The 19,484-nt window shown below is 43.4% G+C and carries 17 protein-coding genes, 1 tRNA gene and 2 riboswitches; of the genes, 8 read left to right on the top strand and 10 right to left on the bottom strand.

Annotated features, from left to right (window positions below; translation table 11 throughout):
* Window positions 1–48 precede the first annotated feature (48 nt).
* On the bottom strand, window positions 49–2,352 hold the full coding sequence (metE, locus tag ACVBDY_RS04620) for a 5-methyltetrahydropteroyltriglutamate--homocysteine S-methyltransferase (protein WP_447174291.1): 2,304 nt from the start codon (window positions 2,350–2,352) through the stop codon (window positions 49–51).
* A gap of 269 nt (window positions 2,353–2,621) precedes the next feature.
* A riboswitch (cobalamin riboswitch) is annotated at window positions 2,622–2,829 on the bottom strand.
* Between the two features lie 179 nt (window positions 2,830–3,008).
* Window positions 3,009–3,246, top strand: a riboswitch (cobalamin riboswitch).
* Window positions 3,247–3,311: 65 nt separating this feature from the next.
* On the opposite strand from metE, the gene ACVBDY_RS04615 reads away from it, so the two are divergent.
* On the top strand, window positions 3,312–5,141 hold the full coding sequence (locus ACVBDY_RS04615) for a TonB-dependent receptor plug domain-containing protein (RefSeq protein WP_447174290.1): 1,830 nt from the start codon (window positions 3,312–3,314) through the stop codon (window positions 5,139–5,141).
* A gap of 579 nt (window positions 5,142–5,720) precedes the next feature.
* Here the strand turns inward: ACVBDY_RS04615 and ACVBDY_RS04610 are convergent.
* Window positions 5,721–7,187 (bottom strand): GFO_1087 family putative carboxy terminal peptidase, encoded by a 1,467-nt coding sequence (locus ACVBDY_RS04610; RefSeq protein WP_447174289.1) that lies wholly within the window; start codon window positions 7,185–7,187, stop codon window positions 5,721–5,723.
* 328 nt (window positions 7,188–7,515) lie between these two features.
* Here ACVBDY_RS04610 and ACVBDY_RS04605 point away from each other — a divergent pair, with 328 nt between their 5' ends.
* The 4 genes from ACVBDY_RS04605 to ACVBDY_RS04590 all read left to right on the top strand — a co-directional run bounded on the left by ACVBDY_RS04605 (window position 7,516) and on the right by ACVBDY_RS04590 (window position 9,826).
* The gene (locus ACVBDY_RS04605) at window positions 7,516–8,025 is read left to right on the top strand and encodes a GFO_1088 family ECF-type sigma factor (RefSeq protein ID WP_447174288.1); all 510 of its coding nucleotides are present in this window, start codon (window positions 7,516–7,518) and stop codon (window positions 8,023–8,025) included.
* A complete protein-coding gene (locus ACVBDY_RS04600; protein WP_447174287.1) occupies window positions 8,012–8,443 on the top strand; it encodes a PG0215 family putative anti-sigma factor in 432 nt (143 codons plus the stop codon). Before ACVBDY_RS04605 ends, ACVBDY_RS04600 begins: the two co-directional genes overlap by 14 nt.
* Before the next feature lie 143 nt (window positions 8,444–8,586).
* The gene (locus ACVBDY_RS04595; protein ID WP_447174383.1) at window positions 8,587–9,126 is read left to right on the top strand and encodes a GFO_1090 family protein; all 540 of its coding nucleotides are present in this window, start codon (window positions 8,587–8,589) and stop codon (window positions 9,124–9,126) included.
* A gap of 148 nt (window positions 9,127–9,274) precedes the next feature.
* A complete protein-coding gene (locus tag ACVBDY_RS04590) occupies window positions 9,275–9,826 on the top strand; it encodes a GFO_1091 family lipoprotein (protein ID WP_447174286.1) in 552 nt (183 codons plus the stop codon).
* Between the two features lie 85 nt (window positions 9,827–9,911).
* Here the strand turns inward: ACVBDY_RS04590 and purB are convergent, their stop codons facing one another.
* The 5 genes from purB to ACVBDY_RS04565 form a co-directional block, all read right to left on the bottom strand.
* Window positions 9,912–11,255, bottom strand: coding sequence for an adenylosuccinate lyase (gene purB / locus ACVBDY_RS04585; RefSeq protein WP_447174285.1), 1,344 nt, complete (start codon window positions 11,253–11,255; stop codon window positions 9,912–9,914).
* 53 nt (window positions 11,256–11,308) lie between these two features.
* Entirely contained in the window at window positions 11,309–11,875 is a 567-nt protein-coding gene (locus ACVBDY_RS04580) for an outer membrane beta-barrel protein (protein WP_447174284.1), read from the bottom strand.
* Between the two features lie 114 nt (window positions 11,876–11,989).
* On the bottom strand, window positions 11,990–12,292 hold the full coding sequence (locus ACVBDY_RS04575; protein WP_447174283.1) for a DUF3817 domain-containing protein: 303 nt from the start codon (window positions 12,290–12,292) through the stop codon (window positions 11,990–11,992).
* 71 nt (window positions 12,293–12,363) lie between these two features.
* Window positions 12,364–13,755 carry a dihydrolipoyl dehydrogenase gene (gene lpdA, locus ACVBDY_RS04570; RefSeq protein WP_447174282.1) on the bottom strand — a complete coding sequence of 464 codons (1,392 nt, stop codon included), beginning with the start codon at window positions 13,753–13,755 and terminating at the stop codon, window positions 12,364–12,366.
* A gap of 163 nt (window positions 13,756–13,918) precedes the next feature.
* Window positions 13,919–15,040, bottom strand: a complete 1,122-nt coding sequence (locus ACVBDY_RS04565; protein WP_447174281.1) for a PQQ-dependent sugar dehydrogenase — start codon at window positions 15,038–15,040, stop codon at window positions 13,919–13,921.
* Window positions 15,041–15,206: 166 nt separating this feature from the next.
* Between ACVBDY_RS04565 and ACVBDY_RS04560 the strand changes: the two genes are divergently transcribed.
* From ACVBDY_RS04560 to ACVBDY_RS04550, 3 genes are all read left to right on the top strand, one after another.
* Window positions 15,207–15,280, top strand: a tRNA-Pro gene (locus ACVBDY_RS04560).
* 237 nt (window positions 15,281–15,517) lie between these two features.
* On the top strand, window positions 15,518–16,078 hold the full coding sequence (locus ACVBDY_RS04555; protein WP_447174280.1) for a phage integrase SAM-like domain-containing protein: 561 nt from the start codon (window positions 15,518–15,520) through the stop codon (window positions 16,076–16,078).
* Window positions 16,078–16,779, top strand: coding sequence for a site-specific integrase (locus tag ACVBDY_RS04550; RefSeq protein WP_447174279.1), 702 nt, complete (start codon window positions 16,078–16,080; stop codon window positions 16,777–16,779). The genes ACVBDY_RS04555 and ACVBDY_RS04550 overlap by 1 nt, the downstream gene beginning before the upstream one ends.
* A gap of 888 nt (window positions 16,780–17,667) precedes the next feature.
* Here ACVBDY_RS04550 and ACVBDY_RS04545 read toward each other — a convergent pair.
* The 3 genes from ACVBDY_RS04545 to ACVBDY_RS04535 form a co-directional block, all read right to left on the bottom strand.
* On the bottom strand, window positions 17,668–17,793 hold the full coding sequence (locus ACVBDY_RS04545; protein ID WP_447174278.1) for a hypothetical protein: 126 nt from the start codon (window positions 17,791–17,793) through the stop codon (window positions 17,668–17,670).
* 18 nt (window positions 17,794–17,811) lie between these two features.
* Window positions 17,812–18,408, bottom strand: a complete 597-nt coding sequence (locus tag ACVBDY_RS04540) for an NADPH-dependent F420 reductase (RefSeq protein ID WP_447174277.1) — start codon at window positions 18,406–18,408, stop codon at window positions 17,812–17,814.
* A 100-nt stretch (window positions 18,409–18,508) separates the two neighbouring features.
* Window positions 18,509–19,372, bottom strand: coding sequence for an NAD(P)H-binding protein (locus tag ACVBDY_RS04535; protein WP_447174276.1), 864 nt, complete (start codon window positions 19,370–19,372; stop codon window positions 18,509–18,511).
* Window positions 19,373–19,484: the final 112 nt, after the last annotated feature.

Below are 19,484 nucleotides of genomic sequence, written 5' to 3'. Positions count from 1 at the left end.
CTGAGGTATAAAACAGCCTTTCTTTATAGTTAGGTACAGGGATGCAGATCAGGAAACGGGCTGGTCCACACTTTCCCGGATTTTTGCTGCGGCCTTTACCATGTTGATAAGCGCGGCTTCAGTTTCTTCCCATTTACGGGTTTTTAGCCCGCAATCCGGGTTTACCCAGATATTCTCCGCGGGAAGCAGTGCACTTGCCTTTTCCAGTAACGCTACCATTTCTTCTACGGTAGGGACCCTTGGGGAATGGATGTCATATACTCCGGGACCTATTTCGTTCGGGTATTTGAAATCTGAAAAAGCTTCCAGCAGCTCCATTTGCGAACGGGAAGTCTCTATGGTAATAACATCTGCGTCCATAGCCGCAATATGCTCTATGATATCGTTAAACTCGCTATAACACATATGGGTGTGTATCTGGGTCTCATCCTGAACACCACTGGCAGATATGCGGAAGGCTTTTATGGCCCAGTCCAGGTAGGCAGGCCAGTCTTTCTTCCGCAGGGGTAAACCTTCCCGGATGGCGGGTTCGTCGATCTGTATCATGGAAATCCCTCCTTTTTCCAGGGCTACAACTTCATCCCTGATGGCCAGGGCGATCTGGAATGTGGTTTCGGACCGTGGCTGGTCGTCCCGTACAAAAGACCATTGTAATATGGTGACCGGGCCGGTAAGCATTCCTTTGACTATTTTATCTGTGTGTTCCTGGGCAAAACGGCTCCAGCGAACGGTCATGTCTTCGGGCCTGCTTACGTCTCCGAAAATAATAGGAGGTTTTACACAACGGCTGCCATAGCTTTGTACCCAGCCGTTTTTGGTAAATACAAACCCTTCTAGCAATTCGCCGAAATACTCTACCATATCGTTACGTTCGAATTCTCCGTGAACCAGTACATCCAGTCCTATCCGCTCCTGGATGGCTATGGCTTCGATAGTCGCGGCTTCTATTTTTGTTTCGTATTCGGACGGGGTAAGTTCGCCTTTCTTCAGTGCGGCACGAAGCTTTCGTATATCGGGAGTCTGAGGGAAGGAACCGATGGTGGTGGTAGGATACAGCGGTAAACCGAAACGTTTTTGCTGTAGTTTCTGTCTCGTTTCGAAAGCAGAGAGCCTGGTGGTGTCTTTCCCGGAAATCGCAGTTGTCCGGTCTTTCACTTCCTGTTTATGGATCAGAGAAGAGGTACGCCTGCTTTCCAGGGCTTTTTTGTTTTCTTCCAGCAGGCTGGTGTTGCCGTTCACGATATCATAGATATCCGATATTTCGCCGAGTTTCTGTTTGGCGAAAGCCAGCCAGTTTTTTATCTCCGGATCGAGATCCGTTTCCGCTTCCAGGTCATATGGTGTATGCAGAAGGGAAGAGGAAGGGGCTATAAATACTCTTTCTTCTCCGATGGCTGCCGTTGCCTTGCGGACAAACTCCAGAGATTTTTCGTAATCGTTCTTCCAGATATTACGCCCGTCTACAATCCCGAGAGAGAGTGACAGGGTTTCCGGGGTGGCTTCCAGTACCGCATCCAGTTGTTGCGGCGCCCTTACGAGATCTATATGAAGTGCCTTTACAGGTAATGAAGTGGCCAGGGCCGTATTGTCACCCAAAGCTTCGAAGTAGGTAGCAACCATAATGTTAAGGCCTTTACAGGCTTTGGCAATAGCGGCATAAGCTTCTTTGTAGGCTTTTTTCTCTTCTTCGGTAAGGTCGAGGGACAAAAAGGGTTCGTCCAGCTGTATCCATTCCGCACCCAGGTCTTTGAGTTTGTTCAGGATTTCCACATATACGGGGAGGAGATTTTTAAGAAGGTCTATACGATGAAAACCTTCTTCTTTTTCTTTACCCAGTAACAGGTAGGAAACAGGACCTACGAGAACAGGCTTTGGGGTTTTGTCCAGCACCTTTTTGGCCTCGGTAAACTCTTCGGTGATCTTGGAAGAGAACCATTTGAATTCCTGGTTTTTATGGAATTCCGGTACGATATAGTGATAATTGGTGTCGAACCATTTGGTCATTTCCATGGCCGTGATGTCCAGTCCGTCTTTCTGGTATCCCCTGGCCATGGCAAAATAGAGGTCAAGTTCGGCATTTTCCTTGTTTTGCGTCAGTACGGGAGTGTAGCGTTTAGGAACGGCTCCGAGGGAGAGGGACATGTCGAGGACCTGGTCGTAAAAACTGAAGTCGTTGCAGGGAACCAGGTCTATACCGGCTTCCTGTTGTACTTCCCAGTTTTGCCTGCGGAGTGTCTCTGCAACCGAGAGCAACTCGTTCCGGTCAATTTTGCCTGACCAGTACTGTTCACAGGCTTTTTTCAACTCACGCCGGGCACCGATACGGGGGTAACCCAAATTGTTTTTTTGCATTTTTAAAATAGTATTAAGTTAAACATCAAATAAATTAATGTTCCTAACCAACTATTTTTCCGTATGCTTTTGTTTTTAGTTCCGGAGTTTTTTAATCCCGGAGTTTCTCGGTCTTCATTTAACCTGTCAACTCCCAAACTCATCAACTCCACAACTTAGTAAGATCGTAGAAGAGAGGATATAACTATATAACGATGGTGTGCCCCCGATTTTAAGTGGGTGACCCTTCGTTGAAATATCCCGACTACTGCTTCAAAACCGCGAAAGCATACGTCTCTGCATTATAAGCAAGTCTCCTGGCTCGTAACATTGTTGCCATCCTTCTCATCCCGTTAGTTATGGGGACAATGGATTGTGGTGCGGCAACAACTTTACGTTACTTACAGTTGCGCGTCAGCCCGTGATTTTCACACGGTTCCTTTTTAAGAAGTAGCCCCGAAATCCGGGTGCAACTCCACTTATAATGGGAAATAGTATGTATGAACGGTGCAAAGGTAGCTAATAAAGTTGGAAGTACGAAGTCGGAAGTCAGAGGTGAAATTCCGGACTATGTATTTAATGAAGAAGCCCTTTGCAAGCTTGGGTAGACAATATGGTTTAGTAAAATCGGTAACAAACTTCGTACTCCTGACTTCGTACTTCTAACTTTAGTTCGTATTTTCGCGGCAGAATTTGGTTCGGCATTGCCGATGAAAAGGGAACCGGGTGTGAAACCCGGGCTGTACCCGCAACTGTAAGCTTAGTCCCGTCCCGATATTATCGGGAGCTAACGGGATGCCTGTTACGATCACTTCACTGCCACTGTTCCGCCCGGGTAATTATCGGGAACTGTCGGGACGGGAAGGCCCGTAACAGGACGCAAGCCAGGAGACCTGCCTGATTTTAAACGGATGTCAAACTTTCGGGATAAAGGTTTGCGTATGCACAGCCATACTTTTTCCCATGTATTACACACAACAATGAAGAAAAGAACAATTTCTTTCGGTGCCCTGGCACTATTATGTACTGCTGGTTTTGCCCAGGAAGTACAGGAACTGGATGAAGTAGTAGTTACGGATTCCCGCTTTGAACTGAAACGGGAGAATTCCGGGAAAACGGTCATCAAGATCACTTCCGGAGAACTCGAAAAGAACCAGGGAAGAACCCTGGCCGAAGTGATCAATACCAAAAGCGGTATAGAAATAGGAGGGAGCCGGAGCAATGCCGGGCAAAATCTCGGCTATTACATACGGGGAGGGGCTAACCACCAGGTCCTCGTTATTATAGACGGTGTACAGATGACCGACCCGTCTTCCATCAGTAACGATTTCGACCTGCGCCTGGTAGATCTCAGCCAGGTAGAGTCCATTGAGATCGTCAAAGGAGCGGCGAGTACCTTGTACGGTAATGCGGCGGCTACGGCGGTAATAAATATTACCACCAAAAAGGCGGCAGACAAACCTTTGTCGGCCACTTTCCGTTCCAGTATCGGAACCAACCAGTCTCAGGACGACAAGAACTATGACCTGGCCGATTTTTCCAATAGTGTGGCTGTAAGCGGGACCTCCGGTAAGGTAACCTACCAGGCCGGCTTTGCACAGCAATACACGGACGGGCTTTCTGCTGCCGTATCCGGTACGGAAAGAGATCCGTTTTCCCGTTTTAATACCAATGTAAAAGTAGGATACCGGGCTACAGAGCGGTTTTCCGTAGATATATTTGGTAACTTCGATAAATACAAGGCAGATATAGACGGGTATACGGCAAAAGGTTTTTCTGATACGGATGACCAAAGTACAAGCAAACAATACCGTACGGGCATAGCTCCCAGATTTACTTACGGGAACGGGAGTGTACAGGCCAGTGTTGCTTATAACAAGATAGAAAGGGAAATCATATCCGACTTTCCTTCGGTATACGATGCCAACAGTTTGGTGGTGGATTTGTATAACAAATACAATTTTAACGACCGTTTTTATACCATAGTAGGGGTGAATTATATTCGTAACGAAGCGGAATTCGATCGCGACCGGGACTTTACCATTACCGATCCGTATGCCAATGTAGTGTGGGTATCCGGTTTCGGACTCAACATGAATGCGGGGGCAAGGCTGAATAACCACAGTGAGTACGGTACGCATTTCACTTATAACCTGAACCCGTCTTTTACTTTTACCTTAGAGCAAGACAGGTATCTTAAGGCCCTGGGATCTTTCAGTACATCGTATATCGCGCCAAGCCTGTCGCAATTATACGGGTATTATGGGCCTGACCCCGACCTGGAACCGGAAGAAGACCGTACATTGGAAGGAGGACTTGAATTTCGTTCGGGAAACTGGAGTTTAAGCGGACTGTATTTTAACAGGCAGGAGGAGAATTATATCAATTATGTTAATGGTCAGTACCTTAATGAGCAAAACGACTTTACCGTAAACGGCGTAGAAGCAGAACTATCCGTAAAAACTGCGGACTTTGTTCAACTGGATGCCAATTATACATTTACGGAAAACAGGGACAAGGTAACTGTCCGTATCCCCAAACATAAGGTCAATGCTACCGCCGGGTTTACCCTTTGCTCCACCACCTTTGCGTCTGTCAGCTACCAGTATGTAGATGACCGCCTGGATTCCGGGGAAATTCTGATGGACAGCTTTTCGACTTTTGATGCCTATATAAGTCACAGTATCCTGAAAAACAAAATGAAACTTTTTGCCAATGTGAGCAATATTTTCAATGAGGATTATGTAGAACTGGTAGGGTTTACGACCAGGGGAAGGAATGTGAGAGTAGGGTTTAGTTTGGAGTTTTAGAAATAGAACATCAGTTTATAAGATCCAAAATTCCTGTTGGTAATATAGTTTTAGGACAAGATAATTTTAACTGAAAAAGTTTAGCACAAGACAAAATTTGTTTTTCTGTAAATTATCAGAAAATCAGTTTTGCCCTTCCCGATAATTATCAGGATTAAAAGGAACCTGATTTTCCTTGATACATCCTTTAGGGTTGGGGGCAAAAACTGAGGAAAATCCATCCAAATCAATTTTTGTCTTATACTACGCTGAATAGCATTAAAAAATATTACCTTTAAGTATTATGAATGTTTAACCGATAAACTTTAATAATATGAAAAAAAGAAGTATTAAACATTTCCAGTTAAATAAGAGAACTATTTCGGTATTTACCAGCACTGAAATAAAGGGAAAAGGGGTATCTGGGTATTGCACATCTAGCGTGAATCCTCATGAATGTTATTTGGATTGTGCGCAAGAAACAAAACCACAGTTGTGTCCTTGATTTATGGAAGGTATTGATGAATAATACGAACAACCTTTGAAAATATCGTCAAATCGAACATTTTTAAAGGTTGTTGTTTTTAGAGAATAAGACTTTTATTCTTCCAGATCTTTTTTAGGTGTTATATACATATTATCTTTCATAGGTGTAAACCTTTTACTGTCTGTCATTATATCAATAGGCATTCCTGGTTGGTCTGTTTTTGCCTGCCTTGAAGATATTCCTGTAATGTCCTGTATGGCTCTGGCAAGAAGAGGTTCTTCGGTGTTGCCAAGTACTCCCATATTTTCCAGGTCTTCTTCAAGTGTGATATCCGGAATAAGTCCCTCCGTATAATCTGAAAAACCGTCCGCATTTTCACTTCTGCCTACAAGAGGCTGCATTCCCCAGGAATTATTCGGGTTAATTCGGTTTTTGCGGGATTCATTGTACAAATAGCTATACCCGGGATCATCTACAAGGGTTACAGAAAATTCATTTTTTCCTGTGGTTTGTGAACCGATATGTATTACATTAATATACGGAGCTAAACCATTTATCACTAATTCACTTGCTGAAGCGCTGCTCTCTAATGCCAGGATATGTACCTTGTTTAATTCCAGACTATTTATCAATGTTCCGTCCGAGAGTTCATCTGGGAAATAATCCTCTGAATCACTGTCTGAAAATTGAGATTGTAATTTTTCATTATAGCGTTGCTTGATAAATAACTCTCCGGTGAACTGGCCGGTAATCATGCTTGACAATTGAAGTGCCGAATTAACGGAGCCTCCCGGGTTGTATCGTAAATCTAAGACAAGGTCTGTTACCCCCTGGCTTTTAAAGTCACTGAAAACATCGTTCAGTGCATTATCGAAAGAAGCTGTAAAACCATTATATATAAGATACCCTATTTTATGACTTCCAATGGTAAATATATCATACAGGTAAACAGGGTCTTCGGTATATTCGTGTTTGGTCAGTGTTACTTCTTCCCCGTTAGGAGAAATAGTATTATTCTCTACATCACCCATATTGAGAGTGTAAGTGTCATTTTGCCCGAAAAGTAACTCACTATAATTGTCGACGGTAAGCGTTGTTCCGTTAACAGCTACAAATACATCTCCACGTTGGATATCTTTGGTGGAAGCATCGGAGTTGGGTAATATATATCTTACATACCCGAATACGTCATCGCTGTTCGAATACTGGCTCAATCCAAATTCTACGCCATTTGTTTTGTATATTCCCTGTTGCGAATTGATAAGTTCATTGTAATCCTCCACGATCCAGGAAAAGCGATCTCTGTCCGATTCACTTCCGTAATATTTCAAGTGCTCAAACAATTCTTCCGGATCGGAATAACTACTTAAAAATTCCTGGTATTCCGCATTGGAAGAAAACCGCGTATCGCTCAAATCATTAACATCTCCCTGCCAGAAGTACCATAAATTAAGTCCCTTCCAGACAAAGTCCTGAACTTCCAGGTTATCCGAAGGGTTTGGCACAAAAGCATCGTCATCCTTATCGGAACAACTCCATAAAACCAGGCCGGATACAAAGAGGTAAAAAAGCTTTTTCATACATTTATGTTTTTGGTCGTAAGACAAAAGGCAGGGGGGGAGTGTTTCGTCTTTCGTACAGTTAGGATTAGGTTATTATTTCTTGGTTAAACTAACACATAGATCACGGTTATTCGTATAAGCAAGGAGGGGGCGCCCGATTATAAAACGCTAAATTTACTTTAATTATTGGCTTTTGAAAATTTTTTGTAACATTTTTTCAATTCGTTCGTCTCCCTTTTGAAAGACCGCTATAAGGTACCTTTGAAAAGATGCGGAACAAAGAAAACCAAAAGAACCAACAGAGATTGTTTTTCCGGGAAGGAAAAAACGGACTAACCGATAAAAAATGAAACAGGCAGAGTTTTTACATACTGTGATGCCTTTTAAGGACAAGTTGTTCCGGCTGGCCAAACGGCTGCTCGTATCTACCGAAGAAGCGGAAGATGCCATACAGGAGGTCCTGCTGAAATTGTGGACTAATAAAAGTAAGATAGGTACCTACAGGAGTGTAGAGGCTTTTGCGGTTACAGCGACCAAAAATTACTGTCTGGACAGGTTGCGCTCCAAACAGGCAGGAAACCTGAAACTGGTGCACAGTAATTATACGGATGAAAATACTTCTTTGCAACGCGAGATAGAAGCCAGGGACAGTGTGTCCCTCATGCAGGAGATCATGGAAAGCCTGCCCGAACAGCAAAAGATTATATTACAGTTACGGGATGTGGAACAATATGAATTTGAAGAAATAAGTGAAATGCTGGACATGAACCCCACTGCGGTACGGGTAGCCCTGTCGAGAGCGCGGAAAACAGTCCGGGAAGAATTGATAAAAAAACACAATTATGGAGTTGTCTAAGATAGAAAAACTGGTGGAAAAGTACTTTGAAGGTACAACCACAACAGCCGAAGAAAAAGAGCTTAGGGCTTATTTCTCACAGGATGACGTAGCTCCGCACCTGGTGGCTTACCGGCCTATGTTCCGGTATTTTTCCGAAGCAAGAGAAGAAAAATCGGAAAAGGAATTCCGGATAAAGTCCGGTAAAAAGTGGAATTACACCTGGATGTCCGTAGCGGCTACGGTGGTGATTGCCGCGGGAATATGGTTCTCCAACCGGCCTTCCGCAGAAGAGAAAGAGGCTTTGCTCGCTTACCAGGAAACCGTAGAGGCACTCTATATGATAGGGGAAAACCTGAATAAAGGGACAGATAAAATAGAATACCTGAACGAATTTGAAGAAACAAAAAACAAAATATTACCTGTAGAAAACAGGTGAAATAACCCTGAAAACAAAAAGAAAAAACAAAACCATAACGATTTACAATAAAACAGAAAAAGATGAAAAAGTTGAGAGAAATCCATGGAATTTCCCGTTCGGAAAGCCAGGAAAAGCACGGTAAAACCCCCGGATTAACCAAAATGACGACCAGGAAACGGATGGTGTGTATGCTACTGGTAATATTGCCTGTCCTGGGGTTTTCACAGTCCGAATTTGACAGGTTCGAAGCTATGGACGACGTGTCGGCAGTAATAGTAAACCAGAACATGTTTAAATTATTCTCAAGGATAGAAGCAGACGATCCTGAAGCGAAAGAGTTTATGAGTATGGTGAAATCATTGAAAAACCTGAAAGTATTCTCTACCGAAAGCAAGGCCATAGCGCAGGAAATGCAGTCTACTATGAATGACTATATTAAAAAGTCCTCATTGGAAGAGCTTATGCGGGTTAAAGACAAGGGATCTAACGTGAAATTCTATATCCGTCCGGGTCGCGATGAAGATCATGTAAGCGAATTGCTGATGTTTGTTTCCGGAATGAAAGACGTGGAGATAGGAGGCTCGAAAATAGAAACCGTATTGCTGTCCCTGACGGGAGATATCGACCTGAACAAAATAAGTATGCTTACTAAAAAAATGAACCTCCCTTCCGAGCTGGATGAGGCCGGTAAGAACCGATAGAAGATGTGCCCGGGAGGTAGTTAGTAAGGGGATTTCGAGTGGAGTTGAGGCAGAAGATCTTTACTCCACACGGAATCCTGTAATTATAACCGGAAACCCATGCGGATATGTTGAGGATAAACCAGGATTTAATCAAAACAATATACAAATGAAACAGCGAAATAATTTATGGACAGGTGCAGTACTGACCCTCCTTTTGGTGGTGATGAGCGCGTGCAATAACGAGCAGAGCCTTCAACGGTATTATGTAGACAGCGCCGAAAAAGAAGGCTTTATCAGCCTGGATATTCCTTCGAGCATGCTTAATATTTCCAATGCGGATCTTACGGAAGAGCAGAAAGAAGCTTATAAATCAGTTAAAAAACTGAATGTCCTCGCCCTTCCGGTAACGGCAGAGAACAAGGGAGTTTTCGAGACGGAAAAAGCAAAGGTGAATGCCATACTTTCCGGGAGCGGCTTCCAGGAACTATTCCGGATGTCCGATAAAAACAGGCGTGCGGTGCTGAAATACCTGGGGAATGACGAGTCTATCGATGAAGTAGTGTTTTTCGGATCGGATCCCGATCGCGGTTTTGCATTGGTACGTATTCTGGGTAAAGGAATGAACCCGGAAAAAATGATGGAGTTTGTAAAGATCATCGAAAAATCGGATATCGATGAAGGACAGCTCGGAGACCTGAAAAAGCTATTGGGAGAATAGTTTAAACGAATTTACTCTAAAAAAGATGTCTGAAAAGTAACTTACTTCTGTTAATTTTCAGACATCTTTTTAATTTTTCACTTTTTCAGATCCCTGTGTAATTGGCAGGGGTTATTTGCTTCAGTTCGTTTTTAATGACGTCCGAAACTTCCAGGGTATCTATAAACTTTGCTATGGATTGCCGGTTTATTTTCTCGTTTGTACGGGTAAGGCCTTTCAGGGCTTCGTACGGGTTAGGATAACCTTCTCGCCGGAGGATGGTCTGAATGGCTTCCGCGACAACAGCCCAGTTATTTTCCAGGTCTTCGGCAAACTTGTCCTTGTTCAGCAGCAGTTTATTCAGTCCTTTCAGGGTAGATAAAAAGCCGATCAACGTATGTCCGAAAGGAACGCCTATGTTACGCAGTACGGTACTGTCCGTAAGGTCGCGTTGCAGTCTGGATAAAGGCAGTTTGGCCGAAAGGTGTTCGAATACAGCATTGGCGATTCCCAGGTTTCCTTCCGAATTTTCGAAGTCTATCGGGTTTACCTTATGGGGCATGGCCGAAGAGCCCACTTCACCTTCTTTGATCTTCTGTTTGAAGTAATCCATGGAAATATAGGTCCAGATATCCCTGTCCAGGTCTATAAAAATAGTATTAATGCGTTTCAGCGCATCGAACAGGCTGGCCATATGGTCGTAATGTTCTATTTGCGTAGTGGGGAAAGAGTGGCTCAGTCCCAGCATTTCTTCTACGAAATGGGTGCCGAAGGCTTTCCAGTCCGTATCCGGGTATGCTACGTGATGCGCATTGTAATTTCCTGTGGCCCCCCCGAATTTTGCCGCATACGGGATGGTTTTCAACACAGACAGTTGCTCTTCGATACGGGTAATGAATACCTGTATTTCCTTACCGAGACGGGTAGGGGAAGCAGGTTGGCCGTGGGTACGGGCAAGCATGGGGATATCTGCCCAGTTGGCCGCAAGTTCCTTAAGTTTTACAAGTACGCTGTCCAGGGACGGAAAATATGTTCCCTCAACTGCTTCTTTCAGTGATAAGGGTATAGAAGTATTGTTGATGTCCTGTGATGTAAGTCCGAAGTGGATAAATTCCTTTGAAGCGGATAGCCCGAGGGCATCGAACTTTTGTTTGATAAAGTATTCCACCGCTTTCACATCGTGATTGGTGGTTTTTTCAATCTCTTTTATGGCTTCGGCATCCTGTGCTGAAAAATTGGTGTATATACCTCTCAGGTCACTGAAAAGGGCCTGGTCAAAATCCTTTAATTGTGGTAAGGGGAGGTTACACAGGGCAATAAAGTACTCGACCTCTACACGAACCCGGTATTTGATAAGGGCTTCTTCGGAAAAAAAAGGAGCCAGGTTTTCGGTTTTGTTTCGGTATCTCCCGTCAATCGGGGAAATGGCGTTCAGTTCAGTAAGCTGCATTGTCAATAGTCTGTAAAAGAGGTGATTTATTTGGTTTTGTAAAACGGTATTTTTTATAGGAATATGATAATTCCCAGTCTCAGGTCGTTCAGGTTCAATCCAAAACCGTAGTTGTCTGAGTCTTTACCTTCATTGTCATACCCGAACCGGCCTATAATGGCGTCAAAAGCAAAACTTTCGTTCAGTCGGTAAGTGAGACCGGGCCTTAGATTAACCCCCCAGGCAAAATTATCCGCACTACTGTCTTTGGCCCATCCCAGTCTTACGTCTCCCTGAGCAAAAGGCATCAGTTTGGAGGCGGGGAACCAGTATTTTCTGGCGTAAGGAAGTATGCCGTAAAATTCTTTTTTGGAACTTATCCCGTCAATGTTCACTTTGCTTTGTTCGTATCCGGCACTCAGACCTACTACAAAATCATTGTCCAGGAAAATACCTACGGAGGGTAATATGGAAAAGTCGGTAGTTTCGGTACCTGAGTTATTGTCTTTGGAGAAACCGAAGGAACCCCCTGCCATCCATTTACCTTTGAGCAGTCCTGCGTCTTCACCTTCATCGTTCTGTGCATGAAGATTTGAAACGGCGATTAAACCCATAGCAATTAACAGTACGATCTTTTTCATTTTATCAGCGTTTAAGTGTTAATCTGGCAAAAATAAGACATATCCCGAAGTTAGGTAATAACTTATGTATTAAATAGTCTCAAAAGCCGGTGCTTTTTTAAAAATATTACCTGATTATGATGAGGTGGAAAAGTTTTTCGTGTCCTCCCGGAGATATTTTTTCTCCGCGTAAAAAGTTCCGAATGGCAGCAGTGCGGCGATAAAAAGCAGTGCGAACCGTTTCAGTCCCCATTTCTTTTGGTAACATACCAGCACGGCAAGAATCACATATAGAATAAAGAGAAACCCGTGGATATAACCGATCGTCATATTGGTGGCGGTATGATCAAAAATATATTTTAGCGGCATGCCAACCAGGAAGAGCATTAAATATGAAATACCCTCCAGAATGGCGGTTATCCTGAAGCTTTTTAACATAATATACGATTTAAAAAAAGCTTCCGCGGAGGGTACCGCAGAAGCTTTATATGGTGTTGTCGGATAATCTTCTACAGGTGGATCACTTCGTCATAAGCATCTGCAACTGCTTCCATCACCGCTTCACTCATTGTGGGGTGCGGGTGCACGGCTTTGAGTACTTCGTGGCCTGTAGTTTCCAGCTTTCGGGCTACTACAGCCTCCGCGATCATATCGGTAACCCCGGTACCGATCATATGGCAACCGAGCCATTCGCCGTACTTGGCATCGAAGATCACTTTTACAAAGCCATCAGCATTGCCACTGGCTTTTGCTTTTCCGGAAGCGGAGAAAGGAAATTTACCGACTTTGATGTCATATCCTTTTTCTTTGGCCTGTTTTTCCGTGAGTCCTACTGAGGCTACTTCAGGTATACAATACGTACATCCCGGTATGTTGCCATAATCCAGGGGTTCTACATGCATGCCCGCTATTTTCTCTACACAGAGTATTCCTTCGGCAGAAGCGACGTGTGCCAGGGCCTGTCCGGGAGTTACATCGCCTATGGCATAATACCCGGGTATGTTGGTCTGGTAGTAATCGTTAACCAGTATTTTGTCCCTGTCGGTAGCAATACCTACGTCTTCCAGGCCTATATTTTCAATATTGGTTTTGATACCTACGGCAGAGAGTACGATGTCTGCTTCCAGAACTTCCTCGCCTTTTTGGGTTTTTACAGTGGCTTTTACCCCTTTCCCGGAAGTATCTACTTTAGTCACTTCGGCAGAAGTCATTATTTTTACACCTGCTTTTTTGAAGCTTCTTTCGAGTTGTTTGGAAACATCCTCGTCTTCTACGGGAACGATATTCGGCAGGTATTCCACTACGGTTACTTCTGTCCCCAGGGCATTGTAGAAGTATGCAAATTCTATTCCTATAGCCCCGGAGCCTACTACGATCAACTTCTTAGGTTGTTCCGGTAGGATCATTGCTTCGCGATAGCCGATCACTTTTTTTCCGTCCTGCGGCAGACTGGGCAGCTCCCGCGATCTTGCCCCGGTAGCTATGATAATATGATCTGCCTGGTATTCGGTTTTCTTCTCGTCATTTCCGGTTACTTCTACTTTTTTACCGGATTTCACTTTTCCATAACCGTTGATAACGTCTATTTTGTTCTTTTTCATCAGGAATTGTACTCCTTTGCTCATACCATCGGCAACCCCCCTGCTTCTTTTTATTACGGCATCGAAATCCTTGTCATATTCCTTCACACTAAGTCCGTAGTCTTCGGCATGCTTCAGATATTCGAATACCTGTGCACTCTTGAGCAATGCCTTGGTAGGGATACAACCCCAGTTCAGGCAAACGCCTCCCAGGTTTTCTTTTTCTACAATAGCAGTTTTAAAGCCTAATTGTGAGGCTCTGATGGCAGTAACATATCCTCCGGGGCCACTGCCCACAACTATGACATCGTATTTACTCATTTTTATCGTTTTTTATGACCAAAAAATTCGGTTACGAAGGTACGCAATTAGTTTTAAAATTCGGGAATGGGCTTTCCATATTATCACAGCCGTGACATTTTGGGTTAAAACAGTGATAAATGAGGCAGGATAGTACATAAGAGGCGTATATACCCTTCGGATATCAGGACTTACCCGGCACTATTTTCACAATACCTTTGCCTTCTATCGAAGCGTAGATATACCCATCGGGGCCCTGTCTTACGTCGCGCACACGGCCCATATCGGTAAGCAGTTTTTCGCGGTAAGTCACTTCATTGCCGTCCATCACGAGCCTTTCCAGGTATTGGAATGACAGAGAGCCGGCGAGAAGGTTTCCTTTCCAATCCGGATATACGTCGGAAGTAATAAAAGCCATGCCGCTCGGGGCTATGGAAGGCACCCAGTAGTATACAGGCTGTTCCATGCCTTCTTTTTCGGTTTCATCAGAGATAATGGTGCCGTCATAATCGATACCATAGGTGATTTCCGGCCAGCCGTAATTGGCTCCTTTTTTAACGATGTTGATCTCATCACCACCTCTCGGTCCGTGTTCATGTACCCATATTTCCCCGGTTTCCGGGTGAACGACCATCCCCTGCGGATTGCGGTGGCCGTAGCTGTAAATGGCATGTTTGGCTTTAGGATCTTGAGTGAATGGATTGTCCGGAGGAATGCTGCCATCTTCCCGTATACGGTATACTTTTCCACCATCACGGGTAATGTCCTGCGGGTTAATATCATGGTCGCCACGTTCCCCTATGGAAAAATAGAGGTAACCGTCCCGGTCAAAAACCATACGCGATCCGAAGTGATGCGATTTCCGGGTATTGGGTGTGCCTTTGTAAAGAAGTTGTTTGTCAACCAGGGCATCTCCCTGAAGTTTGGTCCGTATAACGGCAGTGTGGGCACCGTTTTCTTCACCTTCGGGGGAAGAATAGGAGAGGTATATCCAGCCGTTATTTTCATAATCCGGGTGAAGCAGTATGTCCAACAGTCCGCCTTGTCCTCGTGCATATACTTCGGGTACGTTGCTAATAGTCGTTTTTTTTCCGTCCTTGAAGCGGATCAGTTCTCCCGATCGTTCCGTGATAAGCATACCACCATCCGGCAGAAAAGCCATGCCCCAGGGAACACTGAGATCACCTACCACGGTTTCCACGGTATAATCTACGGTTTCGGGTTCGTGTATTGTAGTGTCTTTCTGTTGTGCGCAGGCAACTAAAGAGACAATGAATAGCAAGGGAAGTATGTGTGTTTTTCTCATCAGTTTCCTTATAAAATATCAGGGTTAATAATTGATTATTGAATATGTCGTACATTGCTTTATCTGAACAATTTACAAAGTTTTAGGTGTAAAAAACACAATCGCAATTTTTTTAACAAAAAAATCCTATATTTGCAGCCTTCATTCACCTTTTTTAATGGTATTTCGGGGTGTAGCGCAGCCCGGTAGCGCGCGTCGTTCGGGACGACGAGGTCGTGGGTTCGAGTCCCGCCACCCCGACTTTTCAACATATCAGATGAATTCAAAACACTGTTAATCGTATGATTTTCAGGTTTTTTTATTTTTTTGAAATCAATTAAAACGGGAATTAGCGTCAACAATTCGGATAACAAAATAATTTTAACATTTGTGTTGACCGATTTGTTAAAATTTTTTGGGCAGACGCGGTAAAGAACGTAACTTTAAAGGGATCTGACTTTCGTCCGGGAACTCATGTGTAACCTGAAGACGAAAGTAATGAAGACTTCTTCGACATTCAGTATCATGTTCTGGGCGAACGTCCCCAGGGCAAAAGAAAACAAAGCGACTATTTATGTAAGGATCACCGTTAATGGCAAACGGGCCTCCATCAGCCTGAACCGCAAGGTCGATCTTGCCATTTGGGACCTCCATAAGAACCGGGCCCTTTGGAACAACCAAAAGGCCAGGATGCTCAACAGCTATCTGGATGAGACCTATAACCACATCTTCCAATGCTACCGAGACCTGAAAATGGATGGTAAACTCATCACCGCAAAGGGTGTCAAGGCAAGGTGCCTGGGAAAGGATGAGAAGAGCCGTACCCTATCCGATATTGTCGCCTACCACGGTGAGGATATGGTGGACCAGTTGAAATGGGGCACCCAGAAGAATTATTTTACCACGCAAAAGTACCTTACCAAGTTTTTAAAGGCCCGGTACAAGACTACGGATATGTACCTCAAGGAACTGGACTATGACTTCATCATCAAGTTTGAAAGGTTCCTCCGGAACCTAAGCCGACGGACCACCAAAAGCCCATGGGAAACAATACCGTGATGAAGCACATCGAGCGCTTCAGGAAATTGATCGGGCTGGCCATCAAGCTGGGTTGGCTCGACCGGCCCCCCTTTGCTTATTTTAAGCCCAAATTCATCAAAAAGGAAAGGGATTTTTTGAACAAGGAAGAACTTGCCGAAATTGAAAATCGGGAATTTGACATGCCGAGGTTACAACAGGTAAAGGATTTGTTCGTGTTCAGCTGCTACACCAGTTTGAGTTATATCGATGTGATCAATCTGGGCAAGGGCAATATCCGTTTGGGAATTGATGGGGAGCAATGGATCGTCTATCAGAGGGAAAAGACGGCCAAGCCCATCCGTATCCCCATTTTGCCGGTTGCCCTTGAGATCATTGAAAACTATAAGGACCACCCCAAGTCCAAGGCAAACGGAATGTTGTTTCCTAAAATATCGAACCAAAAACTCAACTCCTATTTAAAGGAGATTGCGGACCTGTGCGGCATCACCAAAAAGCTCACCTTCCATGTGGCGCGGCATACCTTTGCCACCACGGTGACCCTTTCCAATGGTGTTTCCATTGAGACGGTTTCCAAGCTTTTGGGGCACAGTAAGATTGCCACGACCCAAATTTATGCCCGGGTGATCGAGCGTAAGGTCAGTGAGGATATGCAAAAGCTGAAAAGTCAGTTTCTGACCGACGAAACCAGGAATAACAAAGAGTGTATTGAGGCTGGCTAAAAAGAGCTTTTCACAATCTGTGATAACAATTTTATTTAACGGAAGAACAATGGATGATTTTTTGCTGTGATTTGCCACTATATAAATTGTAGTGGCAAATTTTAGATAAACAAACCCAGGAATTCCGTGGTAGGGATTTCGCTGAATGACCATGTGCACACATTTTCTTGTAAAACCGCGAGTTAAATTGATGAAAATTATGGAAATGGTCTCTTTGTTATGCGCGGTGCCGAGGTAGGCGTACTGAAGTAACGATTCCCCCGACCTTTACTGATTTTTCTTTTTTTGAAAATATTCTTTTCTAATATCATTTTGTTTTATTGATGGAAAGGTTGGGGATTGAGTGGATGAAGTGTACTTACCACAGGCATTTGGAAATTTCCCATTCCCAAGTTGAAGAGGGAAACTACCATATAACTCATAACTTTTTCCGTGATTTTTGCCATAAAAATTTGCCTGTTTATAGGCATTCCCGAAGGTTTTGCCGCAAATTTCCGCGAAATCTGATTTCTTAAATATATGTAAATCGCTGATATATAGTAGATTTTAAAATAATAACACCGCTTTGCGTGTTATCCTCTTGTTATACGTTACCCGATTTTGTCAGTTTGTTTTCAGTTCAGGTCTTTCTTTTTATGTTCGATTTTGGGCGTGGGGTTAGGCGGCTATTTACTCGTGTGGATTTTATTGTTTTTTAAAGGAACTCGTGAATAGCGGCGAATTACATTTATAGACGGAAACAAAAGCAGGGATGCGCCGCTATTTTACATAATGGCGTATGGCTATCAGCTTTGGGAGTGTAGGGGAGAAGCGGCTGAACCATAACTACCCGTTATGTAAATATAGCTTGGGGTGGTTTTGAACATTGGAGTCCGGCTCTTGTTTTTTTTAGGGTGGGTGTAGATTAGTTTGGCGAGAAATATCGGTTTCGTTGATTTTCGGGTCAGCAACTTCTTCTAAACTTATTCCAAAGTCCTTTAAGGTGTTTTTCTGACGATAAACTAATGCTTTCATAAAAATTAGTATTAAAAATTAAACTGGGTAACTGACCAAATTCAGTCCAGATAATGCTTTCCCAACATCGGTTATTTTACCCGCCTGCTCCAAATTACCAAGGTCAATTACCTTAAATCCTAAGTTTTTTATTATTCTCTCTACGGTTGCATTGGCAGAGGGGTGGTTCCCGGAAATAAAGCTGACACGTTTGCCGTTCGCTACTTTAGGGTCTGCTTCGATCCACTTGCCATATAAATGGTTAAATGCTTTGACGATTTTAGAATCAGGCATTAGTTCTGCAACGATAACACCAGTTGGCTTTTCCAATTTTGTAGGATTACCGTCTTTAGAAAAATAATTGCTTACGTCGACAACGATTTTTCCTTTCAGCTGTTTTTTAAGTTCATTTACCACATCGGGTATATGCCACCACATCACAGCTAAGATTATGACATCCGCATTGCAGGCATCTTCGTTTGTGCCGGCTATTGCCAATGCTCCAAGTTCTTTAATAAGGGGTTGCAATGATTCAAGACCCCTCGAATTGGAAAGGATAACAGGATAACCTGCACTTACCAATTTCTTTGCAAGTGCTTTGCCTATTTGCCCTGACCCAATAATTCCTATTGTCATACCTTTTTTAACAGTTAAAATTTGATAGAGTTAAATCGAAGTGGCTGAAAACATATATGCTCTGCCACTTCAATGATTAAAATTTATAATTATTCTAAACTTAAGTTGTTTCCATGAGCTCTCTGAAAGTTTTTGTCTTTCTGCCTAATAAGCGCTCCAAATCGCCTGATTGATATTCGAATTCACCTCCTTCAATCGCCAGTACCCAACCCGTTATAAATTCGGCAACATGGCGAGCGACTCCTTGGGTAACTATCCCATCAATATATTCTTCGGCTGTAATGGTAGTAAAAGAAACAGGCTGTTCTTTTATTTCCGAAAGAATTTTTGCTATGTCGGAAAACGAAATAGAATAGGAGCCCCCTAATGAATAGGTTTTGTTTTCGTGTCCTGGGGTAGAGAGTATTTCAGCGTGGGCCTCCGCCAGTTCATCTCTTGTTGCAGGTGCCATTTTTCCATTGTTTGCCGGGACTTTTATTCCATTTTCATATGGATTGGGACCATAGTAGAACGATAAAAGGTCGGCAAAAGGGGGGTGGTATAAGATAGTATAATCAAGCCCTGACGATTTAAGTACCTGTTCCGTAAAAAGGTCTGACTCCGTAACTTCGGACATAACACGTCCCGAACCTGCTTTACGCATAATTGACATATATACCACGTGCTTAACGTCCATTTGTCGGGCAGCGGTAATTACATTATAATGTTGGGTAGATCGGTCTGTAAAAGCGATTGCACTCGTTAACATGATTTTGTCAACATCTTCAAACGCACGTAATAAGGAACTGTAATCCAAATAATCACCTTCGCGTATTTCTACGCCTTTCGCAGCTAAGTCTTCTAGATTTTCCCTTTTCCTGGAAAGTCCGATAATTTGACTTGCAGGAACACCTTTCTTTAACAAATGCTCAACTGTACTTTTTCCAACTACTCCTGTGGCTCCTGTCACTAAAATTTTTGTCATGATGTAATATTTTTTTATTTCAAATGATTAAATTAGCTTTTACTTTGCAAGTAGTAATTAAAACTAACTGCTTGCAAAATGCAAGTATAAAAGTAAATAATTACTTTTAATA

The sequence above is a fragment of the Sinomicrobium halophytocola genome, assembly GCF_052983395.1.
Note: the sequence above shows the minus strand (reverse complement) of the source record. Positions and strands in the feature narration are given on the sequence as shown.